Raw genomic sequence first — 22,360 nt, 5'->3', positions numbered from 1 at the left:
AATTATCTGACTCTGAGTCTATTGCCGGCTCTAATAATGGAAGATTCTGAAATTCCATTCAATCTACATAAAGCATTAACAGAAGTACCGTATTTCTTTGCAATACTATAGAGTGTCTCTCCGTTTTGAATTGTGTGATAGTTGCCTTTTGCTCCGGAATGACTGCGTTTACTTTTATATTTTAAATAATTAAACAGTGTGGGCTCTATGGTTAACTCTTCACCTACGATATCTTCATAACCTAAATCAAACAGATTTTCTGGGTCAAAAGCTACACCTCTATACCTTATTTCAAAATGCAAATGGGGACCTGTTGAGCGTCCTGTATTTCCTCCTAGCCCAACACAATCTCCTGCTTTAACAATATCACCGGATGACACATTGCGTTCAGAAAGATGGGCATAGATAGTTTCCAAGCCATTGAAGTGTCTTACCACAATAAAGTTACCGAATGTCGGGCTGTATACAGAGATTCTAACCATACCATCAAACATATTGTAAACAGAATCTCCAACGTTCAATCCAAAGTCAATTCCTTTGTGATGCCTGCCCCAGCGCGGTCCAAAAGGAGATGTAGGTGACATACTTTTGAGTGGCAAAGAATATACATCATCCGGGCTTATAAAAAGACAAACCGGAAAATCATATGTAATCTCTTTAATATCAAATTGATATGGGTCAACTACAGCAGTGTCCCAATCCATAAAAAATTCATCAACGGGACCAAATCTAAAAAACTCCGTTGTCGTCTTTGTATTATCATCTAAGGCAAGTGAGTCATTCAACAAGGGTAATCCTAGTTTCTCGGTAGTCTTAATACTAGTCGAATCAGTATAGAAGTTCAATGCATTGACAGATAAACTAACAAGCACCAACAAAGTTGTAAGAATTGTAGTCTTAACGAACTTTGGCGAGTATTTTCTCTGCTTCAATCTTGTCATTGGCAAGCTGTGCTTTTAATTCTTCTAAGTTAGTAAATTTCTCTTCGTTTCTAAATCTTTTAATAAAATTGACCTCTATTTCTTCTCCGTAAATAGAGTCCACAAAGTTAAAAATATTCACTTCAATAGAAAAACCTTTTTCTAAAATAGTCGGATTGCTCCCTATATTCGACATTCCAAAATATTTTTTTCCCTTAATAACAACACTCACTGCATACACACCATTTGCAGGAATTAACTTATTTGCATCTGCTACTTCTATGTTCGCAGTAGGAAACCCGATTGTCCGTCCAATTTTTAATCCTTCAACCACTTTACCCTTTAGTAAATAGGGTCTTCCTAACAAATCATTGGCAGTTTTCAAATCTCCTTCTATCAATGCCTTCCTGATAAATGTTGAACTTACCGTTATTTCGTCCGCTTCTTGGGCATCTATTTGCTCTAAGCGAAACCCATATTTATCTTTTAACTGAGACAAGAGAACAAAATCCCCTTTCCTATCTTTTCCAAACCTATGATCATAGCCTATAACAAGGGTGTTCAAGTTAAATTTTTCACTTAAAAAATCACGTACAAAGTATTCCGGTTCGGTAGCAGCAAATGCAGGGTTAAATGGTATCACAACAAGATTGTCCAAACCCGTCTCTTGTAACAATTGAATTTTCTCATCTATGGTAGAAATAATTTTCAATGTACTTTGATGTGTATGCAGAACATGACGCGGATGCGGATAGAAGGATAGCAGCACGGTTTCTCCACCGACATTACGGGCTATTTCCTTCATTCTTTCAATTATTTTGCGATGACCAACATGCACACCATCAAAAGTTCCAAGTGTCAGAACTGCATTGCGAAAAGTATTCTTGATGGGAAGATTCCTATACAGCTTCATTTTCAGCTATTAATTTTTCTATACCTTCAATTGAAAATGCATCTTTTAATGTAAATTCTCCTATTTGTGTTCGGCAAAGACTATTCAAGTATGCACCGACACCCAATATTTTCCCAAAATCATTTGCAAGACTTCGAATATAAGTACCTTTACTGCATTTAATCCTAAAACAAACTAAGGGTAGTTCAATATTTGTAATCTCGAACTCATACACAATCACTTTTCTGGATTTCAAATTTAATTCACTGCCTTCCCTTGCATACTTATAAGCTCTTCTACCATCTACTTTGACAGCAGAAAAGATGGGTGGAATTTGTTCGATCTCTCCGGTTAGTCGCAATGCAGCTTGCTGTATTGATTCGGCAGTTGGCAAAGTGCAGTCCTTTGTTGGTATTGGCTCAGTTTCTAAATCAAAGGAAGAAGTAGTAGCACCCAAGAAAAAACTTCCTGTATATTCCTTTGGTTGCGCCTGTATGGATTCAATCTGTTTTGTAGTCTTCCCGGTACACAATATGACTAATCCGGTTGCTAAAGGGTCAAGTGTTCCTGCATGTCCAACTTTATACCCTTTATGTTTCAGCAGGTATCGCACTTTCTTCACCACATTAAAAGAAGTCCAATGCAGTGGTTTGTTCATTAATAATATGCCTTCTTGCAATGGCTTATTGACAGGTGTTGTTGTTATCATTATTGCTCCACCAAAAATTTACCGCTAATCACTTGTTTACTATTGCTCTGGGATATTTGATAAGTATAAACACCAGCTTTTAATTGTGTTATATTCAAATACCAACGATAACGACCGGTCTGTTCTGCTGTGTGCATTTCATCAAACACAATCTTGCCGTTCACATCAATTATTTTAACAGAAAAATTTCCTTTTTGCACAAAAAAGAGTTCAAGTTGTAACACATCTTTTGCAGGGTTAGGAAACGCATTGACCATTCGATTTTGCGGTTGAATAACCGGATTCGCAACATTCTTGTCGTTAATCACAATCTTATTTATCCAAGTACTATTTTTATTAAACTTATCACCAAAAGAGCCGGATGTCCAGAATGCTCCAGGATGAGCATAGTCTCTTTGAATACCTGTATAATCTCCCCACCTTTCAATTGAATCAGCCAAGAAGGTATTGATAAGCCCTTCGCCTGATTTAATTCTGACTATTTGACTGTATTCATTGTTATCATTCATATAGATAAAAGAAGAACCGGGATAATGATTCTCGGATGCATGAGAAAAAGTAATAACAGCATTACTATTCCACTTCCCGTCACCTGCATAAACCATGCTGGGATATGCCAAATCTAATGAATCGTCCGAAATGATTTTGCCTTTAATTGTTGGGTTGGAATAAATATCACTAATGATTCCATGATAGATTGCAGAACGATTATTTTGAAAGTTCTTCGTGGTTTGCACATATTGTATTTCATTGTTATGTGTAAATCCTGATAACACACGCGCATCATTTGTTTGAAGTCTATAACCAACTTGCGGTTGAAATGCATCAGGCGGCAAGCCATAGGGTTTATCTGTTGTGAGGACAGTCAATGAATAAACGGGTTCTCCATCTACTAAATTATTGTGAATCCGATGTAAGAAGACCGTATCGTTTTGCATATCGCTGGGGCGCACTGATAAGAAAAACATCCCTGCTTTAAATTGGTTATAACCACCTGGAATTCCACAAATATTCCAAATCGATTTTCCTTCATATCGAATATCGCCAATCAAATTAGCTCTTAAAGAATCTCCTTGAAAACCATCTTCCTTATGAATTTGCCAAATAACAGACTGTGTGAATCCAACAGTCCAATCTACACTATCTTTAACAATATTTACAGTAACATATAAGTCTTGTTCAGACAATGAAATCACAGGATAATCTGACCAAGTTTTGCCTCCAAATGGATTGCCGTTGAGTTCATAAACATTCCATCCTTCCAATGGGTTATCAGTTTTGGAAAAAGCTACAATAATACGAGTGTCAGAACTCTCTGAACCTTCAAGGTAAACAATGATAAATTTATTTGCTTCATTATCAAACACAATTTTAGGATCATACGACCTGTCAAGAATTCCTACTCCATTTCCCGGACGATCATTTCCCACACTTCTTGGAAATGCTTCCAACGACCAATTCTTTATCCATTTTCCGGTATCATTATACACTCTTATATTAGTATTCAGAACACTTACTACCCATCCCGACTTTGAAACCGCAACATTATTATCATTTGGAATACCGCCACCGATAGACCCTTCAAATCCCTCAACAATCATAGGGACTGCCGCTGTTCTTCTATCAACGTTCGTAGTCGAATAAAGTACTCCTTGTTGGGTTCTCAGATTATTAACCTCATTTTTATGACTTACCTTTTTCCCGGCAGGTTCAGGCATTGCTTTCGCAATATAATAAACACCCGTTGGTGTGTTTTGCAGTTCGTTTGGATTGAATTCATTAGACAAACCAAATCTAAATCCTGTTTTAACTTTATACGTGTATGGTACTTGTGCACTTGCAATTTGTGATAAAGACCAAATCACAATCAATACAAACCACTTACATTGCTTCATTATCATTGCTATTATCTATAATTGATAGGGGCAAAGATATTAAAACCGAAGAAACTATGGCTGTCAGTGTTTGAGCCACAAGTTAGATTCTTTATGCAGCACAATCAACCTGCAACGATTTCAATGTGAGTTTATTTATTTTATTTCTTTAATACCCGAATGCCACAGTGTAAACGCAAATTTATCGGCAGCTTCGTCAATGAGCATAGAGGTTGGCTTTCCTGCTCCATGCCCTGCTTTTGTTTCAATCCGTATCAACGTGGGATTGTTACCGTCATTCACATATTGTAAAGCGGCTGCAAATTTGAATGAATGTGCAGGCACAACCCTATCATCATGGTCGCCCGTAGTAATTAGGGTTGCAGGATAGTTTTTCCCTCTTTGAACATTATGAATAGGTGAATATGCTTTTAGATAATCAAACATTTCTTTTGAATCATCCGCAGTCCCATAATCATAAGCCCATCCGGCTCCTGCAGTAAATTTATGATAACGTAACATATCCAACACTCCCACTGCTGGCAATGCAACTGCAAACAAATCCGGTCTTTGTGTTAAACATGCTCCTACCAACAACCCTCCATTTGAACCACCGCTTATAGCTAATTTTGAGCTACTCGTATATTTTTTATTAATCAAGTAGTTTGCGGCAGCAATAAAATCATCAAACACATTCTGTTTTTTCATCTTAATTCCGGCATTGTGCCAATCATTGCCATATTCTCCGCCTCCTCTGAGATTTGGAACTGCATAGATACCGCCCAGTTGTAACCAAACAGCAATGGCAGGACTAAAATTTGGTGTTAAACTGATATTAAATCCACCATATCCATAGAGCATAGTAGGATTATTTGAGTTTCTTTCTAACCCCTTTTTATGAGTAATCATCATGGGTATCTTGGTGCCATCCTTTGATTGATAAAACACCTGATAACTTTCAAATTCTTCAGGATTAAAATTCAATACAGGTTCTTTATAAAGTGATGTTGTACCGACTATCGGATCGTAAGCATAGATTGAAGAGGGACGTATAAAATTTGTAAATGAAAAATAAACGAGTTTATCTTCCCATCTGCTGCTAAAACCACTCGCAGTACCATTTCCAGGCAACTCAATTTCATGTTCCTTTTCGCCTTTAGTATTATATTGAACAACATAGGAAAGTGCATCTTTCAGATAGGTTGCAAAAAACTTTCCCGCTCCGGTCGAAACACTTAACGGCATTTTGGTTTCAGGGATAATTTCTTGTGCATCACTCAGATTGAGTTTGTTTTTATGCACTTTCACTAACTTTAAATTAGGCGCGCCTAAATCTGTAAGAATATACAGGTTGTCCTTGTCTGAATGAACTACTGTATGATTGTTTTCAAAATTCTCAACAATCTTTTGTAATGGTGCATTTTTTACTCTCAAGTCTTGTACATACAGTTCATTGCCTGTTGTAGATTCTGCTGCAGAAATAATAAGATAGTTTTCATCCTCTGTAACTGACCCATCAATATATCTGCGTGGAGTTTCGCTTCCACCAAAAATCAAGATATCATCTTTTTGCTTATCTCCTAATTTGTGAAAATACAATTTATGTTCGGCAGTTTTCCCTGACAGTTCGCTCCCTTCCTTAGGCTTATCATAACTACTGTAATAAAACCCTGTGTTTCCTCGCCAACTCAAACCTGAAAATTTCACGTCTTTTAATGTATCATCAATGATTTCTTTTGTAACGGCATTCCAGACGATTACTTTGCGCCAATCACTTCCTCCTTCACTTATTTGATATGCCATCAAACTTCCGTCTCTTGAAAAACTAACTCCACCCAGCGATGTAGTTCCATCAGTCGAAAATGTATTAGGATCTAAGAACACCTCAGGCTCAACATCTCCTTTTTGCCTATAGAGTACACTTTGGTTCTGCAAACCATCATTTTTATAAAAGTATGTATAATCACCGCGTTGAAAAGGTGCAGAGAAACGTTCATAATTCCAAACTTGTTCAAGCATTTCACGCACTTTTCCTTTATAGGGAATTGTATCCAAATGTCCGAAAGTAAGTTTATTTTGAGCCTCAATCCAAGATTTAACCTCTGGTGATTGATCGTTCTCAAGCCAACGATAAGGGTCTTCTACTACTTCTCCAAAAAAAGTATCTTTCACTTCAACTCTTTTGGTTTCCGGATAGGTGTATGCGTGCATTTGTGTCTGTTCAGATTTAGGTTTGTGATTACATGCTGTTGATGCTAAAGATATAACAGCTATTGAGATAAGAATAACTCTATTCATGGTGTAAAAATATGAGTTGGATAAAATTATGCAAAAGACAACATAATAATTTTGACAAAACAACCAATGAGCCTCACAAACTCACAGTTTTCATTATTTCAAAATATCTTCTAAGTCTTTCTTATCAATATTTGCGAGCCACGTACCGGAATCTATAGAGACAAGGTTACTGGCAAGTTGTTTTTTACGTTCTTGTAAACGTATGATTTTCTCTTCGACTGTTTGTTCTGTAATGTATTTATAAACAAAAACCGGCTTTTCTCTACCAATCCTATGTGCTCTATCCATTGCTTGACGTTCAACTGCGGGGTTCCACCAAGGGTCAACAATAAACACATAGTCGGCTGCCGTGAGGTTCAATCCAACCCCTCCTGCCTTCAACGAAATCAAAAAGACCTGACAATCTTGGGACTTTTGAAACCTCTCAACCTGCTTTGCTCTGTCTATGGCTTTAATAGTACCATCTAGATAAGCATATTCAATATTTAATTCATTTAATTTTTCCTTGAACAAACGTAATTGGCTTACAAACTGAGAGAAAACCAGTACCTTATTACCTCGATTGACAATATCACTTAAACTTTCAATAATAATATTAAACTTACCCGAATTACCTTTATATTGCTCATTTACTAATATCGGGTGATTAGCAACTTGTCTCAATCTTAGCAATCCTTTGAGGATATGTATTTTTGATTTTTCTATTCCTTTCTCTGAAATTGTTTTTAATAGCTCATTGCGATAATACGACTTGGTTTGAACATACAATCTTTCTTGCTCTACATCCATATCGCAATAAACAATTTGTTCATGTCTTGGCGGAAGTTCTTTTGCCACTTCTTCTTTTGTCCTTCTCAGAATAAAAGGTGCAACGAATTTTTTCAACTCATATAGCTTCACATCATCATTTTTCTTTTCAATTTTATTAATAAAATTGGTTTGAAACTTCGTAAAACTACCCAAAAAACCTGTATTTGCAATATTGAGCAACGACCATAAATCCGAAGTAGAGTTTTCGATAGGAGTACCTGTCAATAAAATTTTCTGCTTAGTATTCAGTTCTGCAGCAGCTTTGACAGTGAGTGACGTAGGATTTTTTAGATTTTGGGCTTCATCAAACACAACTACATCAAATTGCATACGACTAAATACATCTCTATCATTTCGTATAGTTCCGTAGGTTGTAATGACAATTTCATATTCACTAAAATACTCCCAGATATAACGATTTCGCTGATTTCCGGCATAAATAAAGGTATTTAACTGTGTAAAATTCTCTATTTCATCTTTCCAATTATGGATGAGTGAAGTCGGTACAACAACCAAAAAAGGTGTTCTCTTTTCGATTTTTGCATGATTAACAGCAGCGATCATAGCAGAAGGCTCTGATTCTCCCATTCTATACTCCGGACGTTTATTGAGCAAAAACCACTCAAAAAAAGCAAGCGTTTGTACCGTTTTACCTAAACCCATATCATCTGCAAGAATTCCTCCGAAATGGTTCTCATTGAGTGCAACCATCCATTGCAAGCCTAATAACTGATATTTACGTAATGCGGCATTGATGGTTTTGGGTGAAACAATTTTTTCCGTTTTCTTGTATGAATCAAGAATTGATTTCAGCTTCTCACCTGTACGATTGATACCTATATTATCGAAACCCTCTAAGACGCTATAGTGATACTTACCTATTCTAATTTCATCCTTTGTTTCAGAAGCACAATCAAGAATTGGCGAGAGTTTTTGCATCCATTCTTCAGGAATAATAGCTACCGTCCCATCAGGCAAAGTATAGAGATTGTTATTATTTATAATGTGAGAACGTAGCTTCTTAAATGGAACTTCAATTGCACCAAATTTTACTATAATATGCAAATCAAACCAATCATTTTGTTCCTTAACAGCATAAAGCAAGACAGGGATACCAATGAAAAAAGGTTGCTTAATTCCATTTTGGTTAATCAAAAATCCTTCTTCTTGTAATGCAGGGATAATATGAGACACAAATTTTTCTATTGACACAGAGCGCGGAATATCAAATAATGCTCCTTGTTTATGTATTAACCCATGACTTTTTAATACTTCAATTTTGTCTTCCTCCCAACGCTTATCTCTTTTGATAACAGAAATGACCCAATCATTTGCACCACGCCCGAGTGTTGTCTGCCCATTCACGATGCTATGCATAGGATAATTCAACTCACCATAACCAAATTCCAATGCAAAATTAATTGAGGAATTAAATGTCATCAGATTCAACTTAGCTTGCCTGTCAACTTGCTCCACCTTAATTTCAATTCCTTTTCCCTCAACATGATGTGACAAAACCAATGGCAAAATGAACTTATTTAGATATAATTCTTCTGAAGCCGCAGGTATAAGCACTTCTGGTTTGTTAAAGAATGTGGCAATTTTTTTGGCTTCTGTTAGTGAGTCAAAAAAGTGAATAGATTTACCAAACAGAATATTTGCCGGTTTATTTACAATAACAAGATTCTCCGGGTTTTGTAATTTGATTTGCTTTCCATTGTGAAAAACATCCACATAATACTTCATACCCTGAGCAGTTCTTTCTACTGCAAAAACTACATCACTTTGCTTTTCATTGACTTTTATTGGCAGCCATTTATTTACAATTCCATCTCCCCAATAATATATTGTTCTACCTTTTAGTTTTAAAAGAATTTTTGCAACCCTATGTTCTACATAAGGTAAAACATGTTTAGACAAAATTTCTTCGGTACAATATTTTTCTAAGAACTCTTGTGTTTTAACTTTCTTTTTGCCCTTGTAGAACAATGCAATGAGCTTTTCAGATTCGTACTCCTCAATAATATTCAAGACTTCCTTATCCTCCGGAGTCATTCCATAAAAATCCGCATTTGGAATACGGACTTTGGAAAAATTCATAGAAAAATCTCCACTGGCTAATTTTTCTACTGCTTGAACCTGAATAATATTTCCTAACTGCGGATGCGGCTCAAGGGTAAATACAATTTCAATATTGTCTTGATTCTTTGAAAGCATTATTGAATTTGTTTGGCTCACAGAAGGATTAGCTTATCTATAGTTTTGGTAATAAGGAACTTGCAAAGCTAATCATATAAAGCGAATAAATGCAATAAAATGTACAAACACAAAAAAAGAGCCTGCAAGACTTACAGGCTCTTAACAAATTCTTACAAAGCGTAATTTACTTAGCAGCAGTTGCAGCAGCATCAGCAGCAACCACATTTCTTGTAGTTTTACAAGAAACAATTGCATTCTCAGCCGCATCTAAGATTTGAAACTTAGCAGTTTCGACATCTTTTACCTTGATAGATTGACCTATATTCAATGAATCAATACTAATTTCAATAAAATCAGGCAAATCATTCAACAAACCTTTCACCTGTACTTTAGAAATTTTTTGGATTAATTTACCACCTGCTCTCACACCAGGTGCATTGCCGGTGATATTTATCGGGATATTCATCACAACCGGGGTTTTATCATCAACTTGTAGGAAATCTGCGTGTAGGATCAGATCATTCACAGGATGAAATTGGATATCCTGTAAAATTGCATTATATTCTTTTCCTTCGATAGATAATTTTACCTTATATGTATTAGGTGTGTAAACTAAATTTTTGAAATCCTGGCGATAAACAACAAAATGTTCATGAGAGTCTTTGCTATAAAGCACACAAGGCACTTTGCCTTCATTTCGCTCTGCTTTAGAGAATTTTGTTCCTAAGTCTGCTCTCTTTTCGCCTTTTAATAATATGGTTTTCATTTATATGTAAATTATGAATTTTCTAAATTAACTTTTTCTGAATAACATTGTCCTTCTTAAATAAAGAACTGATAGAACCATGTTCATGTACCTGCCTGATTGCTTGAGCAAAGAGGGGTGCAGAACTCAACACTTTAATTTTTGAAGATTGTATTTTCACGGGTATAGTATCACACACAACCAACTCCTCTAATACTGAATTTTCAATGTTCTCTAGAGCCTTTCCAGACAAAACAGGATGAGTTGTAACCGCTCTTACACTCTTAGCACCTTTCTCCAATAATAGGGCAGCAGATTTACAAAGAGTACCAGCAGTGTCAACAATGTCATCCACTAATACCACATCCATTCCTTGCACTTCTCCGATTACTTGCATTGAGGCAATTTCATTTGCTCTCTTTCTCTCTTTATCACAAATGATCATTGGACAATCCAATGCCTTTGCATATTCACGATTTCTCGCGGAAGAACCAACATCAGGAGACCCAATGGTAAGATTCTCTAATCCGAGTGAATTGATATATGGAATAAAAATTACAGAAGCGTCAAGATGGTCAACAGGGATATTAAAGAAACCTTGAATTTGAGGTGCGTGTAAATCCATAGTCATTAAGCGATTCACACCACTTGCCGACAAAATATCTGCAATAAGTTTTGAACCTATTGATACTCTGGGCTTATCCTTTCTGTCCTGTCTTGCATAACCATAATAAGGGATAACTGCGGTAATATAATTTGCAGATGCCCTTCTTGCAGCATCCACCATCAAGAGTAACTCCATTAAATTATCAGCAGGAGCAAAAGTTGACTGCATAATAAACACATCACAACCACGCACTGATTCATTAAAACTGGGCTGTAGTTCTCCGTCACTGAATTTGGAAATCGCAACATCACCTAATTCTTTGCCATAAGCTTCCGCTACTTTTTTTGCAAAAGCATTTGAACTAGTGCCGGAAAACAATTTGACGGTATTAATAATTGATGTCACTTTATACTTTGTTACTAAGCCTTTCCCTTTCCTATCTTATTTATCAAAGTTGCCCGAGCTGGATTCGAACCAACACTAACTGAACCAAAATCAGTCGTCCTGCCATTAGACGATCGGGCAAAATTGGGGTTGCAAAAATAAGCATAATTTTATGCTTTGCAAGTGCTTTTATTTTTTAATAAGAGCAAGCTATAATTAGATGGTTTTTATTTCTTTTTCTTTATCGGCTAACACTGCATCTATCTTATCAATATAATGGTCCACAAGCTTCTGAACTTGTGCTTCAGCATCTTTTACTTCATCTTCTGATGCTCCTTCTTTTTGAGCATTTTTTAAACTCTCGTTTGCTTCTTTTCTTAAATTTCGGATTCCGATTTTAGAATTTTCTGCTTCTTGTTTGGCAGTTTTCACCAATTCAATTCTTCTTTGTTCTGTGAGCGGAGGAATATTGATGCGAATCATTTCGCCATCGTTTTGCGGATTTAGTCCTAAATTACTGTTGATAATTGCTCTTTCAATTTCTCCAATAATACTTTTATCCCATGGTTGAATTGTTAAAGTACGAGATTCGGGTGCAGAAACATTGGCAACTTGATTAATGGGAGTTTGCGCTCCATAATAATCAACCATCACACGTTCTAACATTTCAGGTTGTGCTTTCCCTGCTCTGATTCTATTTAATTCACTTTGTGTGTATCGGATATTCTTCTCTAATCCTGATTTTAATTCTTCAATTATTGACCGTATCTTTTCCATGGCTAGTTTAGAGACTGCAAAGGAACTATGTTTTGCGCTAAAAAACAATATCGCAAGCGTTGAAAATCAATAAAATTTATTCAACCAAGGGAAGATTTCTTTATGAATTACTTTACCTAAAATATGAAACCAAACTATGATACCTATAACTAAAATAGGATATGAAAGAACATTAAATTGCCACGCAGTTGCAAAATCAAAATGCATAAGATGCATGACACCACGTGTTAATCCACAACCGGGACATTCTGTATGAAAAAAGACTTTACTGGGACACAAACTTTGTCCGGTATCAAAATAATCTGCGGGGAGAAAAAGTAAAAAAAAAGGCACTATTAATACAAAGATTAACAGTGCCTTTTTGAGAAGCGACATTGTCTTTAATAAAATTATTTTTTACCTGAAATCACTATAAGCGCGTGAATCACGCCTGGCAACCAACATAAAATCCATAAGATAAGGTTTACTGTGCAACGATTAGTCCAAGAACCTTCATATAAATACACTGCTACAGGAGAAAGCAAAATTGCCAATACAATCAATAAAAGGGGATCTACGCTGTCTGCTTTTTGAGCCTTCTTTGCTTTTAGAAAAGTGGTTTTTGAAAATGTTTTTGAAGTGATTACATCATTGCTTAATTCAATTTTGTTAATATTTTTAATCTTGTGAATCATCTTTGCAGCCGTAATTGGGTTTGAAATACCGGATTCTGCAACATAAGAATTTTCAATTACAGGATTCGTAAATGTTGTGTTTTCAAGCACCACATTTTCATTTTGAATACTCTCATTTACAACCACATCTGTTTTAGGAACAATAGTAACTTTAGGTTTTTCAGCCTTACTGTTATTTCTTTGTTTCGAAGCCCATTCAACATGAAAGCCTTTGTTATATTTCCTTTGGGTTAACGATACTGTGCTACATGAACTTAGAAAGATCACCGCTGCAAAAATGAGCGCAAGCACACCGATTGAGTAATTTGTCTTTTTCATAAATTTTATTGTATTTAGTTTCGGGGTCAAACTTATACATAAATTTTTATAATATGTTCCGATTTAAAAGAAAAGTAATGAACGTATGTTTAACACAGAACAGATTTGAGAATTTTATCCGGCAACTTTTAGAGCAAGGTCTGCAATTCTATTTGAATACCCCATTTCATTATCATACCATCCGACTATCTTCACAGTATTGCCATAGACCATAGTTAACTCACTGTCAAAAATACATGAGTGAGTGTTTCCAACTATGTCTATGGAGACTAATGGTTCTTCGGAATATTCCAATATCCCTTTCATGGCACCTTCAGCAGCGTTTTTGAATGTCTGATTTATTTCTTCAACAGATTTTGGGTTTCTTACTACACAAACAAAGTCATTGATTGACCCGTCAGGCACCGGGACTCTGAGTGCAATACCATTTAATTTACCTTTTAGATGTGGCAAAACTTCACCCACAGCCTTTGCAGCCCCGGTACTTGTAGGAATAATAGAGTAGGCTGCCGCTCTTGCCCTACGTAAATCTTTATGGGGAGCATCTTGAAGCCTTTGGTCTGCTGTATATGCATGCGTAGTTGTCATAAATCCATGCTCTACACCACATAAATCATCCAGAATTTTAACCATTGGTGCTAAACAATTAGTGGTACATGAAGCGTTTGACACGACAGTCTCGCTTCCATCCAAGGCATGTTCATTTACTCCCAATACAATGGTTTTTAGTCCTTCTCCTTTGCCGGGAGCAGAGATTACTACTTTTTTCGCCCCTGCTTTAATGTGTAAAGAAGCATGTTCAATATCAGTAAATCTTCCTGTTGATTCAATAACAACATCTACTCCAAGTTCTTTCCAAGGTAAATTCTCCGGTGATGTTTCAGCAAACACTTCTGTTTTTTTATTATTCACAATGATAGAGTGTTCATCATAAGAAACAGCCCCTTTAAAAATACCATGAACTGAATCATATTTTAACAGGTGTGCCAATGTTTTTGTGTCAGTCAAGTCATTGACCGCTACTATTTCAACATCCTTTTTTTCTAATAAAATTTTATAAGTAAGTCGTCCAATGCGTCCAAATCCATTTATTGCAATTCTCATCTCTATTTAGTTTTTTTATTAGCCACAAAAGTAATGGACATAAACCCCAATTCCAAGAGAATCCTAAGTATAGGAAATACGGTCATGCGTTAATATCTATCTTTGCAGGCGAAATGGAACTTGCGTTCAAACAATACGGAAATAAAGACAATCCACCTATCATCATCCTACATGGACTTTTTGGGATGTTAGATAATTGGCAATATCACGCAAAGTTGCTTGGTGAACAATATGCAGTTTTTGCAGTTGACCTTCGCAATCATGGTCGCTCACCTCATTCATCTGTTATGACCTTTGCGGCAATGGCACAGGATATAGCAGAATTTTGCCAAAAACATCATTTGAATAATATCATACTGCTGGGACATTCTATGGGTGGCAAGGTTGCTATGCAGTTTGCAGTTGACTTTCCCCAATTCTTATCCAAATTGATTATTGCAGATATTGGACCTCAAGCATATCCTCCAGCTCATGGAATATACTTTAGAGCATTTAATGAAATTGATTTTAGCAAATTTCAGACTCGTCAAGAAGCAGATGAAGCTTTCGCTAAATACGAGGCAAATGTAGGTATTAGAATGTTTTTGTTAAAAAATTTAGAACGCGCAGACAAAGGCTTTCAACTTAAATGTAATGTACAAGCAATTGAAGCTGCTTATAATGAAATTTCAGGCAAGATTGACATTCCATTCCCAATCAGTATTCCTACTTTGTTCATGAGAGGTGAAAAATCAGGCTATATAAGAGAGAAAGACTTAGCAGATATCAAAGAGCTTTTTCCGTTTGCAGAGTTTGTAACTATCAAAGATGCCGGGCATTGGTTACATGCAGAAAATCAAGGTCAATTTTATCAAGAATTAATAAAGTTTCTCGATCAATAATTCATGATATAAATCCGGTTTCCTTATGCACGAATGTACATTTTATTACCATTAGATTGCCTACAACCTCCTCTTCTCATCCATGATTTATAATCTATCTTTGCACCATGCCTTTTAAACTTATTTCTCCATTTAAACCAACAGGCGATCAACCCCAGGCAATTAAACAATTAACCGAAGGAATTGAAAATGGATTAAAGGCACAAACACTGCTGGGCGTTACGGGTTCGGGCAAAACTTTCACAATGGCTAATGTGATTGAAAGAGTCCAAAAACCCACACTGATATTGAGCCATAACAAAACTTTAGTAGCTCAATTATATGGTGAATTCAAGGAGTTTTTTCCTGAAAATGCAGTTGAATATTTTGTTTCATACTATGACTATTATCAACCGGAAGCATTTGTACCCACCACCGGAGTCTATATTGAAAAGGATTTGAGCATAAATGATGAAATCGAAAAATTCAGACTTAAGACGATATCATCACTTTTATCAGGCAGACGCGATGTTGTTGTTGTCGCATCTGTTTCTTGTATATATGGAGCGGGTAATCCCAAGGATTATGAAGGGAGCATTGTGCGGATTTATAAAGGTAAAACGCTGAGTAGGCAAACACTACTCCACGCATTAGTGGACGGATTGTATTCCAGAACTACAGCGGACTTTAATAGAGGTAACTTTAGAGTTTCTGGTGATGTAGTGGATGTATATCTTGCTTATGCTGACTATGCCTTGAGAATATTATTTTTTGGCAATGAAATCGAAGAGATTCAAAAAATAGATCCGCTTACCGGCAATTCTTTTGAACAATTAAGCGAAGCAGCCATTTTCCCTGCTAATATTTATGTTTCACCAAAAGACAAATTACAATCTGCAATAAGACAGATTCAGGATGACTTGATAACCAGAGTAGCTTATTTCAATGAGACTGAACGTCCAATAGAAGCCAAAAGACTTGACGAAAGAGTGAATTTTGACTTAGAGATGATTCGAGAACTTGGTTATTGTAGCGGAATAGAAAATTACAGTCGGTATCTTGACAGGAGATTGGCTGGAGAACGCCCTTTCTGTTTATTAGACTATTTCCCAAAAGATTTCTTAGTATTTATTGATGAAAGCCATGTTTCGCTACCTCAATTGAGAGCCATGTATGGCGGAGACCGCTCTCGCAAGAACAACTTAGTAGAATATGGCTTTAGACTACCCGCGGCACTTGACAATAGACCCCTCAAATTTGAAGAATTTTACAATCTTGTGCCTCAAACAGTGTATGTAAGTGCAACACCTTCAGACTTCGAAATTAATGATTCAGAAGGTGTGATTGTTGAACAACTTATCAGACCTACGGGATTATTAGACCCGATTATTGAAGTTCGCCCGTGTATCAATCAGGTTGACGACTTATTAAACGAAATTGATAAATCAATTAAAGAAGGAGACCGCGTGTTGGTTACAACACTCACAAAACGAATGGCTGAAGAGTTGAGTAAATATTTGGAAAACCTGAATATCAAAGCACGGTATATACATTCCGAAGTTAAGACTTTAGAGCGAGTTGAAATTCTTCGTCAATTACGCTTAGGCATTATTGATGTTTTGGTAGGTATCAACCTGCTAAGAGAAGGATTAGATTTGCCCGAAGTCAGCTTAGTGGCAATCATGGATGCTGACAAAGAGGGCTTTCTGCGTTCAACCACTTCATTAGTGCAAACCATTGGTAGGGCAGCTAGGAACGACAGGGGTAGAGTAATTATGTATGCCGATGTAATTACAGGTTCAATGCAACAAACAATTGAAGAGACTAACAGAAGACGTGAGATTCAGATTAAATACAATTTAGAACACAGCATTACTCCCAAAACAATTCGAAAATCCAACGAGCAAATTTTAAAACAAACTTCTGTTGCAGATGCTATTAAGAATGAAGAGTTAAAACCTTATATCATGCAGGAGAAAATGAATACGGCAGCCGACCCTGCACTTGAGTTCATGAGCAAACAATCATTAGAAAAAGCATTAAAACGAACTGAAAAAGAAATGTACAAAGCTGCTAAAAATTTAGAGTTCCTTGAAGCTGCAAGGCTTCGGGATTTAATGGATGAAATAAAGAGCAAATTACAAGACTAACTATTATTCTTCTCCTTTTTATGTAAATTCAAATTTTGCAAATCCTTTTTGAGATAGAATTTAATACGTTTGTATGCAGCCCGCCAGAACCAGATATTCAATGAGAAAAAAGCGAGCATATACACAATTACAATAAAAGGATGCGATTCCACTCTCTTACTAACATCCATTAAGAAAAAGTCAAATAATCCATGAACTGTAATGGGGATAACAATAGCCAGAATAAGATTTGCTGCTCGATGATGCGGTTTGCCAATTCTCCATAAAGAAAGATGATAACCCATAAAAATTGCAAAAAACGCATGAGCAGGTACAGACAAAAAACCTCTAATCAAAGCAATTGTCATTCCATGTTCAGCTACATAAAGAATATTCTCAACCAATGCAAAACCTAATGACACAAAGACAGCAAAGACAATTCCATCATAGAACTGGTCAAAGTATTTTGTCTTCCTGAGTATATGCCAAACTGCAACGAACTTAAACACTTCTTCAGTTGAACCGGCAATGAGGAAAGCATCATAAATACTTTGAGCAAAGCTATTTAACCCGAAATTGTTGCCAAACATTTGCAACAAACTCTCAACCAACACAACAGGGATTACGATAATCATTCCCCATAAAAAACAGCGTATAAGCAGTGCAATAGGCTCCCTTTCAGTATCAAGCAAATATATTACAAAAGCAATAAAGACAATTGGGATAACGGCTGCGATGATTATTGCCAACATTTAAAATAATTTACAGTTCTTTTATGCAATGATAACCATTATAGTTTGGTAGACAGTCATTAAATTTCGCTTAAAAAGCCCTTAATTTGCAACCAAAACAAATTTCAACAGAGTTATGTCAGGACATAGTAAATGGGCAAACATCAAACATAGGAAAGCAAAGCAAGACGCAAAACGCTCTAAAGCATTTACGGGTATCATTAAAAATATCACCATGGCAGCAAGAGACGGTGGACCGGATCCAAATTTCAATCCTAATCTTAGATTGGCTATCCAAAATGCAAAAGGAGTCAACATGCCTAAAGACACAATTGAAAAAGCAATTAAAAAAGGAGCCGGTGGCGAAGGTGCAAACTTACAAAACGCTACTTATGAAGGCTATGCAACCGGAGGTATTGCTGTATTTGTTGAGGCAACAACCGACAATCCGACAAGAACTGTTGCAAATGTTCGTGCGGCATTCAATAAACACAATGGTAATTTGGGCACTAATGGTTCGCTCTCATTTATTTTTGACCAAAAAGGTATTTTTGAAATTAACAAAAGCGCCATTGCCCGTTTTTCTCAAGATGAATTTGAACTTGAATTAATTGAAATGGGAGCCGAAGATATAGATTGGGAGGAAGACATGGTTATTGTTACCTCTGCTTTTGAAGACTTTGGCAAAATGCAAAAGAGTTTTGAAGAAAAAAATATTGAAGTAGCCAGTGCGAAATTAGAACGCATCCCAAAAAGCACTTCAACACTTGATACCGAAACAGCACTCAAGGTTTTTAAACTCATAGAAAAACTCGAAGAAGATGATGATGTAACCATGGTCTATCATAATCTGGAACTGACTGAAGAATTAGAGAAAGAATTAGAAAAAGAATAAATGGATAAGCGTGAAAAGCTAAACAGCAAAAGAGAACTTGCACTGCAAGGAGGAGGTCAAGAACGAATTGAATCTCAACATAAAAAAGGAAAGCTGACTGCAAGAGAAAGAATCAATTTCTTTCTTGACGAGGGTACTTTTCAGGAAATTGGCGCGTTTGTAACGCATAGAAGCCATGATTTTGGGATGGAAAAACAACGATACTTAGGTGATGGAGTGATTACCGGATATGGACGTGTAAACGGAAGATTGGTCTATATATTTTCACAAGATTTCACTGTATTCGGAGGTTCATTGTCTGAAACTCATGCAGAGAAAATCTGTAAAATCATGGATCTTGCGATGCAAAATGGCGCACCCGTCATTGGATTAAATGATTCCGGTGGTGCTCGCATACAAGAAGGCGTGGTTTCACTGGGAGGCTATGCAGATATATTCTATAGAAACACTTTGGCATCCGGAGTAATTCCTCAAATTTCAGCAATTATGGGTCCATGTGCAGGGGGTGCGGTATATTCACCTGCTATTACTGACTTTATTGGTATGGTTGAAAACACCAGTTATATGTTTGTAACCGGTCCTAATGTTGTAAAAACCGTTACCAACGAAGAAGTTACAAGCGAAGAGTTGGGTGGAGCAAGCGTGCACTCATCCAAATCCGGAGTTGCGCATTTTTCATTCACCAATGAAATTGATTGCTTAAATAATTTAAAAAAACTCCTTTCATATATTCCTCAGAATTGCGAAGAGAAAACCCCTTCTATACCTTATACACCACAAGATGATGAAAGTCGTAACCAGCTTAAAAACATTGTGCCGGAGAATGCCAATCAACCTTATGATATTCGAGAAATTATTGAGGGTGTGATTGACGAAGGGTCATTCTTTGAAGTACACAAAAATTTTGCAGAGAATATAGTGGTTGGCTTTGCACGATTGGCTGGTAAAAGCATAGGTATTGTTGCTAATCAGCCTGCTTTCTTGGCTGGTTGCTTGGATGTACACAGTTCACAGAAAGGAGCAAGATTTGTTCGATTTTGTGATGCATTCAATATTCCAATATTAGTTTTTGAAGATGTTCCGGGATTTTTACCCGGTACTGACCAAGAATGGAATGCCATTATCACTAACGGAGCTAAACTTTTATTTGCATTTAGCGAAGCTACTGTCCCCAGAATTACAGTCATCACCAGAAAAGCCTATGGAGGAGCTTATGATGTAATGAACTCCAAACACATTGGTGCGGATATCAATTTTGCTTACCCCACCGCAGAAATTGCTGTAATGGGAGCAAAAGGTGCTGCTGAAATCATTTTCAAGAAAGACATCCAGTCTTCTTCAGACCCTGCAAAAGCATGGTTGGAAAAAGAAGCAGAATATGCACATATTTTTGCCAATCCCTACAGAGCAGCTGAACGAGGCTTCATAGATGAAGTGATTTTCCCGGAAGAAACACGTCAGAAACTCATTGCAGCCTTTAAAATGCTTGAAAACAAAGTTGTAAATCTGCCCAAAAAGAAGCATGGTAATATTCCATTGTAAATAATTGCACTCATCTATGAATCTAACATCTGACAAATCACCGGTTTTAGTATTAGCACCCCATACAGATGATGGCGAATTTGGCTGTGGAGGTACTATTCATAAACTAAATCAAGCCGGCAGAGAAGTTTATTATGCTGCTTTTTCGGCTTGCAAACAGTCTGTTCAACCGGAATTTGAAGAAGATGTTCTTATTAAAGAAGTCAAACAAGCTACCCGTATTCTGGGCATTCCAAGCAATCGCCTTATTTTATTTGACTATGAAGTGAGGACATTTAATTATCACAGACAAGAGATTCTGGAAAATCTGATTGCATTAAGAGAAAAAATCCAGCCTTCCCTTGTACTGATGCCTTCGCTCAATGACATCCATCAAGATCATAAGACGATTGCAGAAGAAGGGTTAAGAGCATTCAAGTTTTGTAGTATTTTATGCTATGAAATGCCTTGGAACAATTTGAATTTTGTAACAAGTGGTTTTATCAAATTGTCTGAAGAAGACATTCAGAAGAAAATTCAAGCATTGGGAATCTACAAATCTCAATCTCACCGTCAATATGCCAATGCAGATTTTATACGCTCCTTAGCAATTACTCGAGGTGTACAAATTCATACAAAATATGCTGAAACATTTGAAGTACTACGGTCTGTAGGCTAATTCAACATGCAAATGAAACCTACTTTTACCATAACGAAAATTCCAAGTTTTTTGGATATATTGAATTTCCTTATGGTACTCTCACTGTTTGTTACAGACAAATCACCTAACTTTTTCAATCTTTTTGATTTTTACTGGTTCTATCCTTTGTACTTGCTTGTTATTGGATATGGAATATACCGCTTAGGAATAAGCACGTTATTGAATCAACGATGGTTATATTTTGTTTTAATCATAGCATCAACATCAATCATAAGTAATCTGATACATCCATATTCATACCTGCAATTGGGTAAACAAATCATTGGATGGCTCGTTATCGGCTATGCATGGATTATAATGTTCAAACTGCAGAAAGACAGAATAAGCATACTTAATACCTACTTTAGTATAGCCATTATTGCAGCATTTCTTACTATTCCTGAACAGATACTGCATGTGCTTGATATTCATATAACACCCAAGAAAGGAGGCTGGCTGGGGTTATATAGGTGTTTTAGTTTTGCAAATGAACCGTTTCCGCTTGCACTACTTCTGATTCCGTGTATTATCTATTACATTGAAAAAGGAAGCAAGCTAATTGTGAAAGAGAAGATATACTTATTCCTATTACTAACAGCTTTATTCTTCACCTTTAGTGGTGGCGGATGGTTAGTCATAGGTATATATTTCATTTTTTCTGCATTTAGACAAACCAAGATGGTTTACAAACTGATTACAGGAGTATTATTTCTATTATTCATTACATCATTCACTTTATATCGAGGTACTCAATTACGAATAAAGGAAACTGTCCAACTTTTTCAAAATTTTCCGCAACTCCCAACAGAAGAGGTTCTCAATCAAACAAACACGTCCTCACGAGCAATTTATCTAAATTCTATTACCGCTTGGCATCAATTTACTGCAAACCCTCTCTTAGGCGGGGGATTGGGTAGCCATGGAGAAGCTTATGACGAATCTATTATTCAACCATTAGAACAGCACAATATTCATATTGCCCATTTTAACAAATTTGATGGTGCAAGTGGTGCAATACGTTGGTTCTCCGAAATGGGTTTGTTCGGTTTACTACTGTTTGGAATGTTTGTTAGGAAAATTCTTCGTTACCAACACAAGGAACTCATTGCACCTGTATTTGGATTTTGGATTGCTTTTTTACTTCACTCCGGTAACTACTTTCACAATGGATCTATGATGTGGATACAAAAGATTTATTCAAGATAGAACGAAG

General features: G+C 36.4%; 19 protein-coding genes and 1 tRNA gene. 6 read left to right on the top strand and 14 right to left on the bottom strand.

The genetic code is table 11. From position 1 onward, the window contains the following. Positions 1 to 2 precede the first annotated feature (2 nt). The 13 genes from M0R38_02290 to gap form a co-directional block, all read right to left on the bottom strand. Positions 3 to 941 carry a M23 family metallopeptidase gene (locus tag M0R38_02290; GenBank protein ID MCK9480573.1) on the bottom strand — a complete coding sequence of 313 codons (939 nt, stop codon included), beginning with the start codon at positions 939 to 941 and terminating at the stop codon, positions 3 to 5. Then, the gene (locus tag M0R38_02285; protein ID MCK9480572.1) at positions 898 to 1,833 is read right to left on the bottom strand and encodes a bifunctional riboflavin kinase/FAD synthetase; all 936 of its coding nucleotides are present in this window, start codon (positions 1,831 to 1,833) and stop codon (positions 898 to 900) included. Before M0R38_02285 ends, M0R38_02290 begins: the two co-directional genes overlap by 44 nt. Further along, a complete protein-coding gene (gene truB / locus M0R38_02280) occupies positions 1,820 to 2,521 on the bottom strand; it encodes a tRNA pseudouridine(55) synthase TruB (protein ID MCK9480571.1) in 702 nt (233 codons plus the stop codon). Before truB ends, M0R38_02285 begins: the two co-directional genes overlap by 14 nt. Then, positions 2,521 to 4,422, bottom strand: coding sequence for a T9SS type A sorting domain-containing protein (locus M0R38_02275; protein ID MCK9480570.1), 1,902 nt, complete (start codon positions 4,420 to 4,422; stop codon positions 2,521 to 2,523). Before M0R38_02275 ends, truB begins: the two co-directional genes overlap by 1 nt. Before the next feature lie 129 nt (positions 4,423 to 4,551). Then, complete coding sequence (locus M0R38_02270; GenBank protein ID MCK9480569.1) at positions 4,552 to 6,693, bottom strand: prolyl oligopeptidase family serine peptidase; 2,142 nt, start codon at positions 6,691 to 6,693, stop codon at positions 4,552 to 4,554. Positions 6,694 to 6,786: 93 nt separating this feature from the next. Then, on the bottom strand, positions 6,787 to 9,720 hold the full coding sequence (locus M0R38_02265) for an SNF2 family helicase (protein ID MCK9480568.1): 2,934 nt from the start codon (positions 9,718 to 9,720) through the stop codon (positions 6,787 to 6,789). Positions 9,721 to 9,886: 166 nt separating this feature from the next. Then, entirely contained in the window at positions 9,887 to 10,468 is a 582-nt protein-coding gene (locus M0R38_02260; GenBank protein MCK9480567.1) for a 50S ribosomal protein L25/general stress protein Ctc, read from the bottom strand. 22 nt (positions 10,469 to 10,490) lie between these two features. Beyond that, positions 10,491 to 11,447, bottom strand: a complete 957-nt coding sequence (locus tag M0R38_02255) for a ribose-phosphate pyrophosphokinase (GenBank protein ID MCK9480566.1) — start codon at positions 11,445 to 11,447, stop codon at positions 10,491 to 10,493. Positions 11,448 to 11,508: 61 nt separating this feature from the next. Beyond that, positions 11,509 to 11,579 (bottom strand) — tRNA-Gln (locus M0R38_02250). Between the two features lie 75 nt (positions 11,580 to 11,654). Then, complete coding sequence (gene frr, locus M0R38_02245) at positions 11,655 to 12,215, bottom strand: ribosome recycling factor (protein ID MCK9480565.1); 561 nt, start codon at positions 12,213 to 12,215, stop codon at positions 11,655 to 11,657. A gap of 66 nt (positions 12,216 to 12,281) precedes the next feature. Then, the gene (locus tag M0R38_02240) at positions 12,282 to 12,590 is read right to left on the bottom strand and encodes a DUF2752 domain-containing protein (GenBank protein MCK9480564.1); all 309 of its coding nucleotides are present in this window, start codon (positions 12,588 to 12,590) and stop codon (positions 12,282 to 12,284) included. 14 nt (positions 12,591 to 12,604) lie between these two features. After that, positions 12,605 to 13,207: a YqaE/Pmp3 family membrane protein gene (locus tag M0R38_02235; GenBank protein MCK9480563.1), complete on the bottom strand. Its 603-nt coding sequence runs from the start codon at positions 13,205 to 13,207 to the stop codon at positions 12,605 to 12,607. Between the two features lie 114 nt (positions 13,208 to 13,321). Continuing rightward, the gene (gap, locus tag M0R38_02230) at positions 13,322 to 14,311 is read right to left on the bottom strand and encodes a type I glyceraldehyde-3-phosphate dehydrogenase (protein ID MCK9480562.1); all 990 of its coding nucleotides are present in this window, start codon (positions 14,309 to 14,311) and stop codon (positions 13,322 to 13,324) included. 113 nt (positions 14,312 to 14,424) lie between these two features. Between gap and M0R38_02225 the strand changes: the two genes are divergently transcribed. Next, positions 14,425 to 15,192 (top strand): alpha/beta fold hydrolase, encoded by a 768-nt coding sequence (locus M0R38_02225; protein ID MCK9480561.1) that lies wholly within the window; start codon positions 14,425 to 14,427, stop codon positions 15,190 to 15,192. A gap of 107 nt (positions 15,193 to 15,299) precedes the next feature. Continuing rightward, positions 15,300 to 17,321 (top strand): excinuclease ABC subunit UvrB, encoded by a 2,022-nt coding sequence (gene uvrB, locus M0R38_02220; protein ID MCK9480560.1) that lies wholly within the window; start codon positions 15,300 to 15,302, stop codon positions 17,319 to 17,321. Here uvrB and M0R38_02215 read toward each other — a convergent pair. Continuing rightward, a complete protein-coding gene (locus M0R38_02215) occupies positions 17,318 to 18,052 on the bottom strand; it encodes a PrsW family glutamic-type intramembrane protease (GenBank protein MCK9480559.1) in 735 nt (244 codons plus the stop codon). The genes uvrB and M0R38_02215 overlap by 4 nt on opposite strands. Positions 18,053 to 18,167: 115 nt before the next feature. On the opposite strand from M0R38_02215, the gene M0R38_02210 reads away from it, so the two are divergent. From M0R38_02210 to M0R38_02195, 4 genes are read left to right on the top strand one after another with little or no spacing between them, the layout of a single operon-like run. Next, positions 18,168 to 18,926 carry a YebC/PmpR family DNA-binding transcriptional regulator gene (locus M0R38_02210; GenBank protein ID MCK9480558.1) on the top strand — a complete coding sequence of 253 codons (759 nt, stop codon included), beginning with the start codon at positions 18,168 to 18,170 and terminating at the stop codon, positions 18,924 to 18,926. Next, positions 18,927 to 20,468, top strand: coding sequence for an acyl-CoA carboxylase subunit beta (locus M0R38_02205; protein ID MCK9480557.1), 1,542 nt, complete (start codon positions 18,927 to 18,929; stop codon positions 20,466 to 20,468). 16 nt (positions 20,469 to 20,484) lie between these two features. Next, complete coding sequence (locus M0R38_02200) at positions 20,485 to 21,126, top strand: PIG-L family deacetylase (GenBank protein MCK9480556.1); 642 nt, start codon at positions 20,485 to 20,487, stop codon at positions 21,124 to 21,126. A 12-nt stretch (positions 21,127 to 21,138) separates the two neighbouring features. Then, a complete protein-coding gene (locus M0R38_02195; protein MCK9480555.1) occupies positions 21,139 to 22,353 on the top strand; it encodes an O-antigen ligase family protein in 1,215 nt (404 codons plus the stop codon). The last annotated feature ends 7 nt before the right edge of the window (positions 22,354 to 22,360 follow it).

Source organism: Bacteroidia bacterium (assembly GCA_023228875.1).
Taxonomy (GTDB): domain Bacteria; phylum Bacteroidota; class Bacteroidia; order NS11-12g; family UBA955; genus JALOAG01.
The sequence above is the reverse complement of the archived record's forward strand: the minus strand, read 5'-3'. Positions and strand labels throughout refer to the sequence as shown.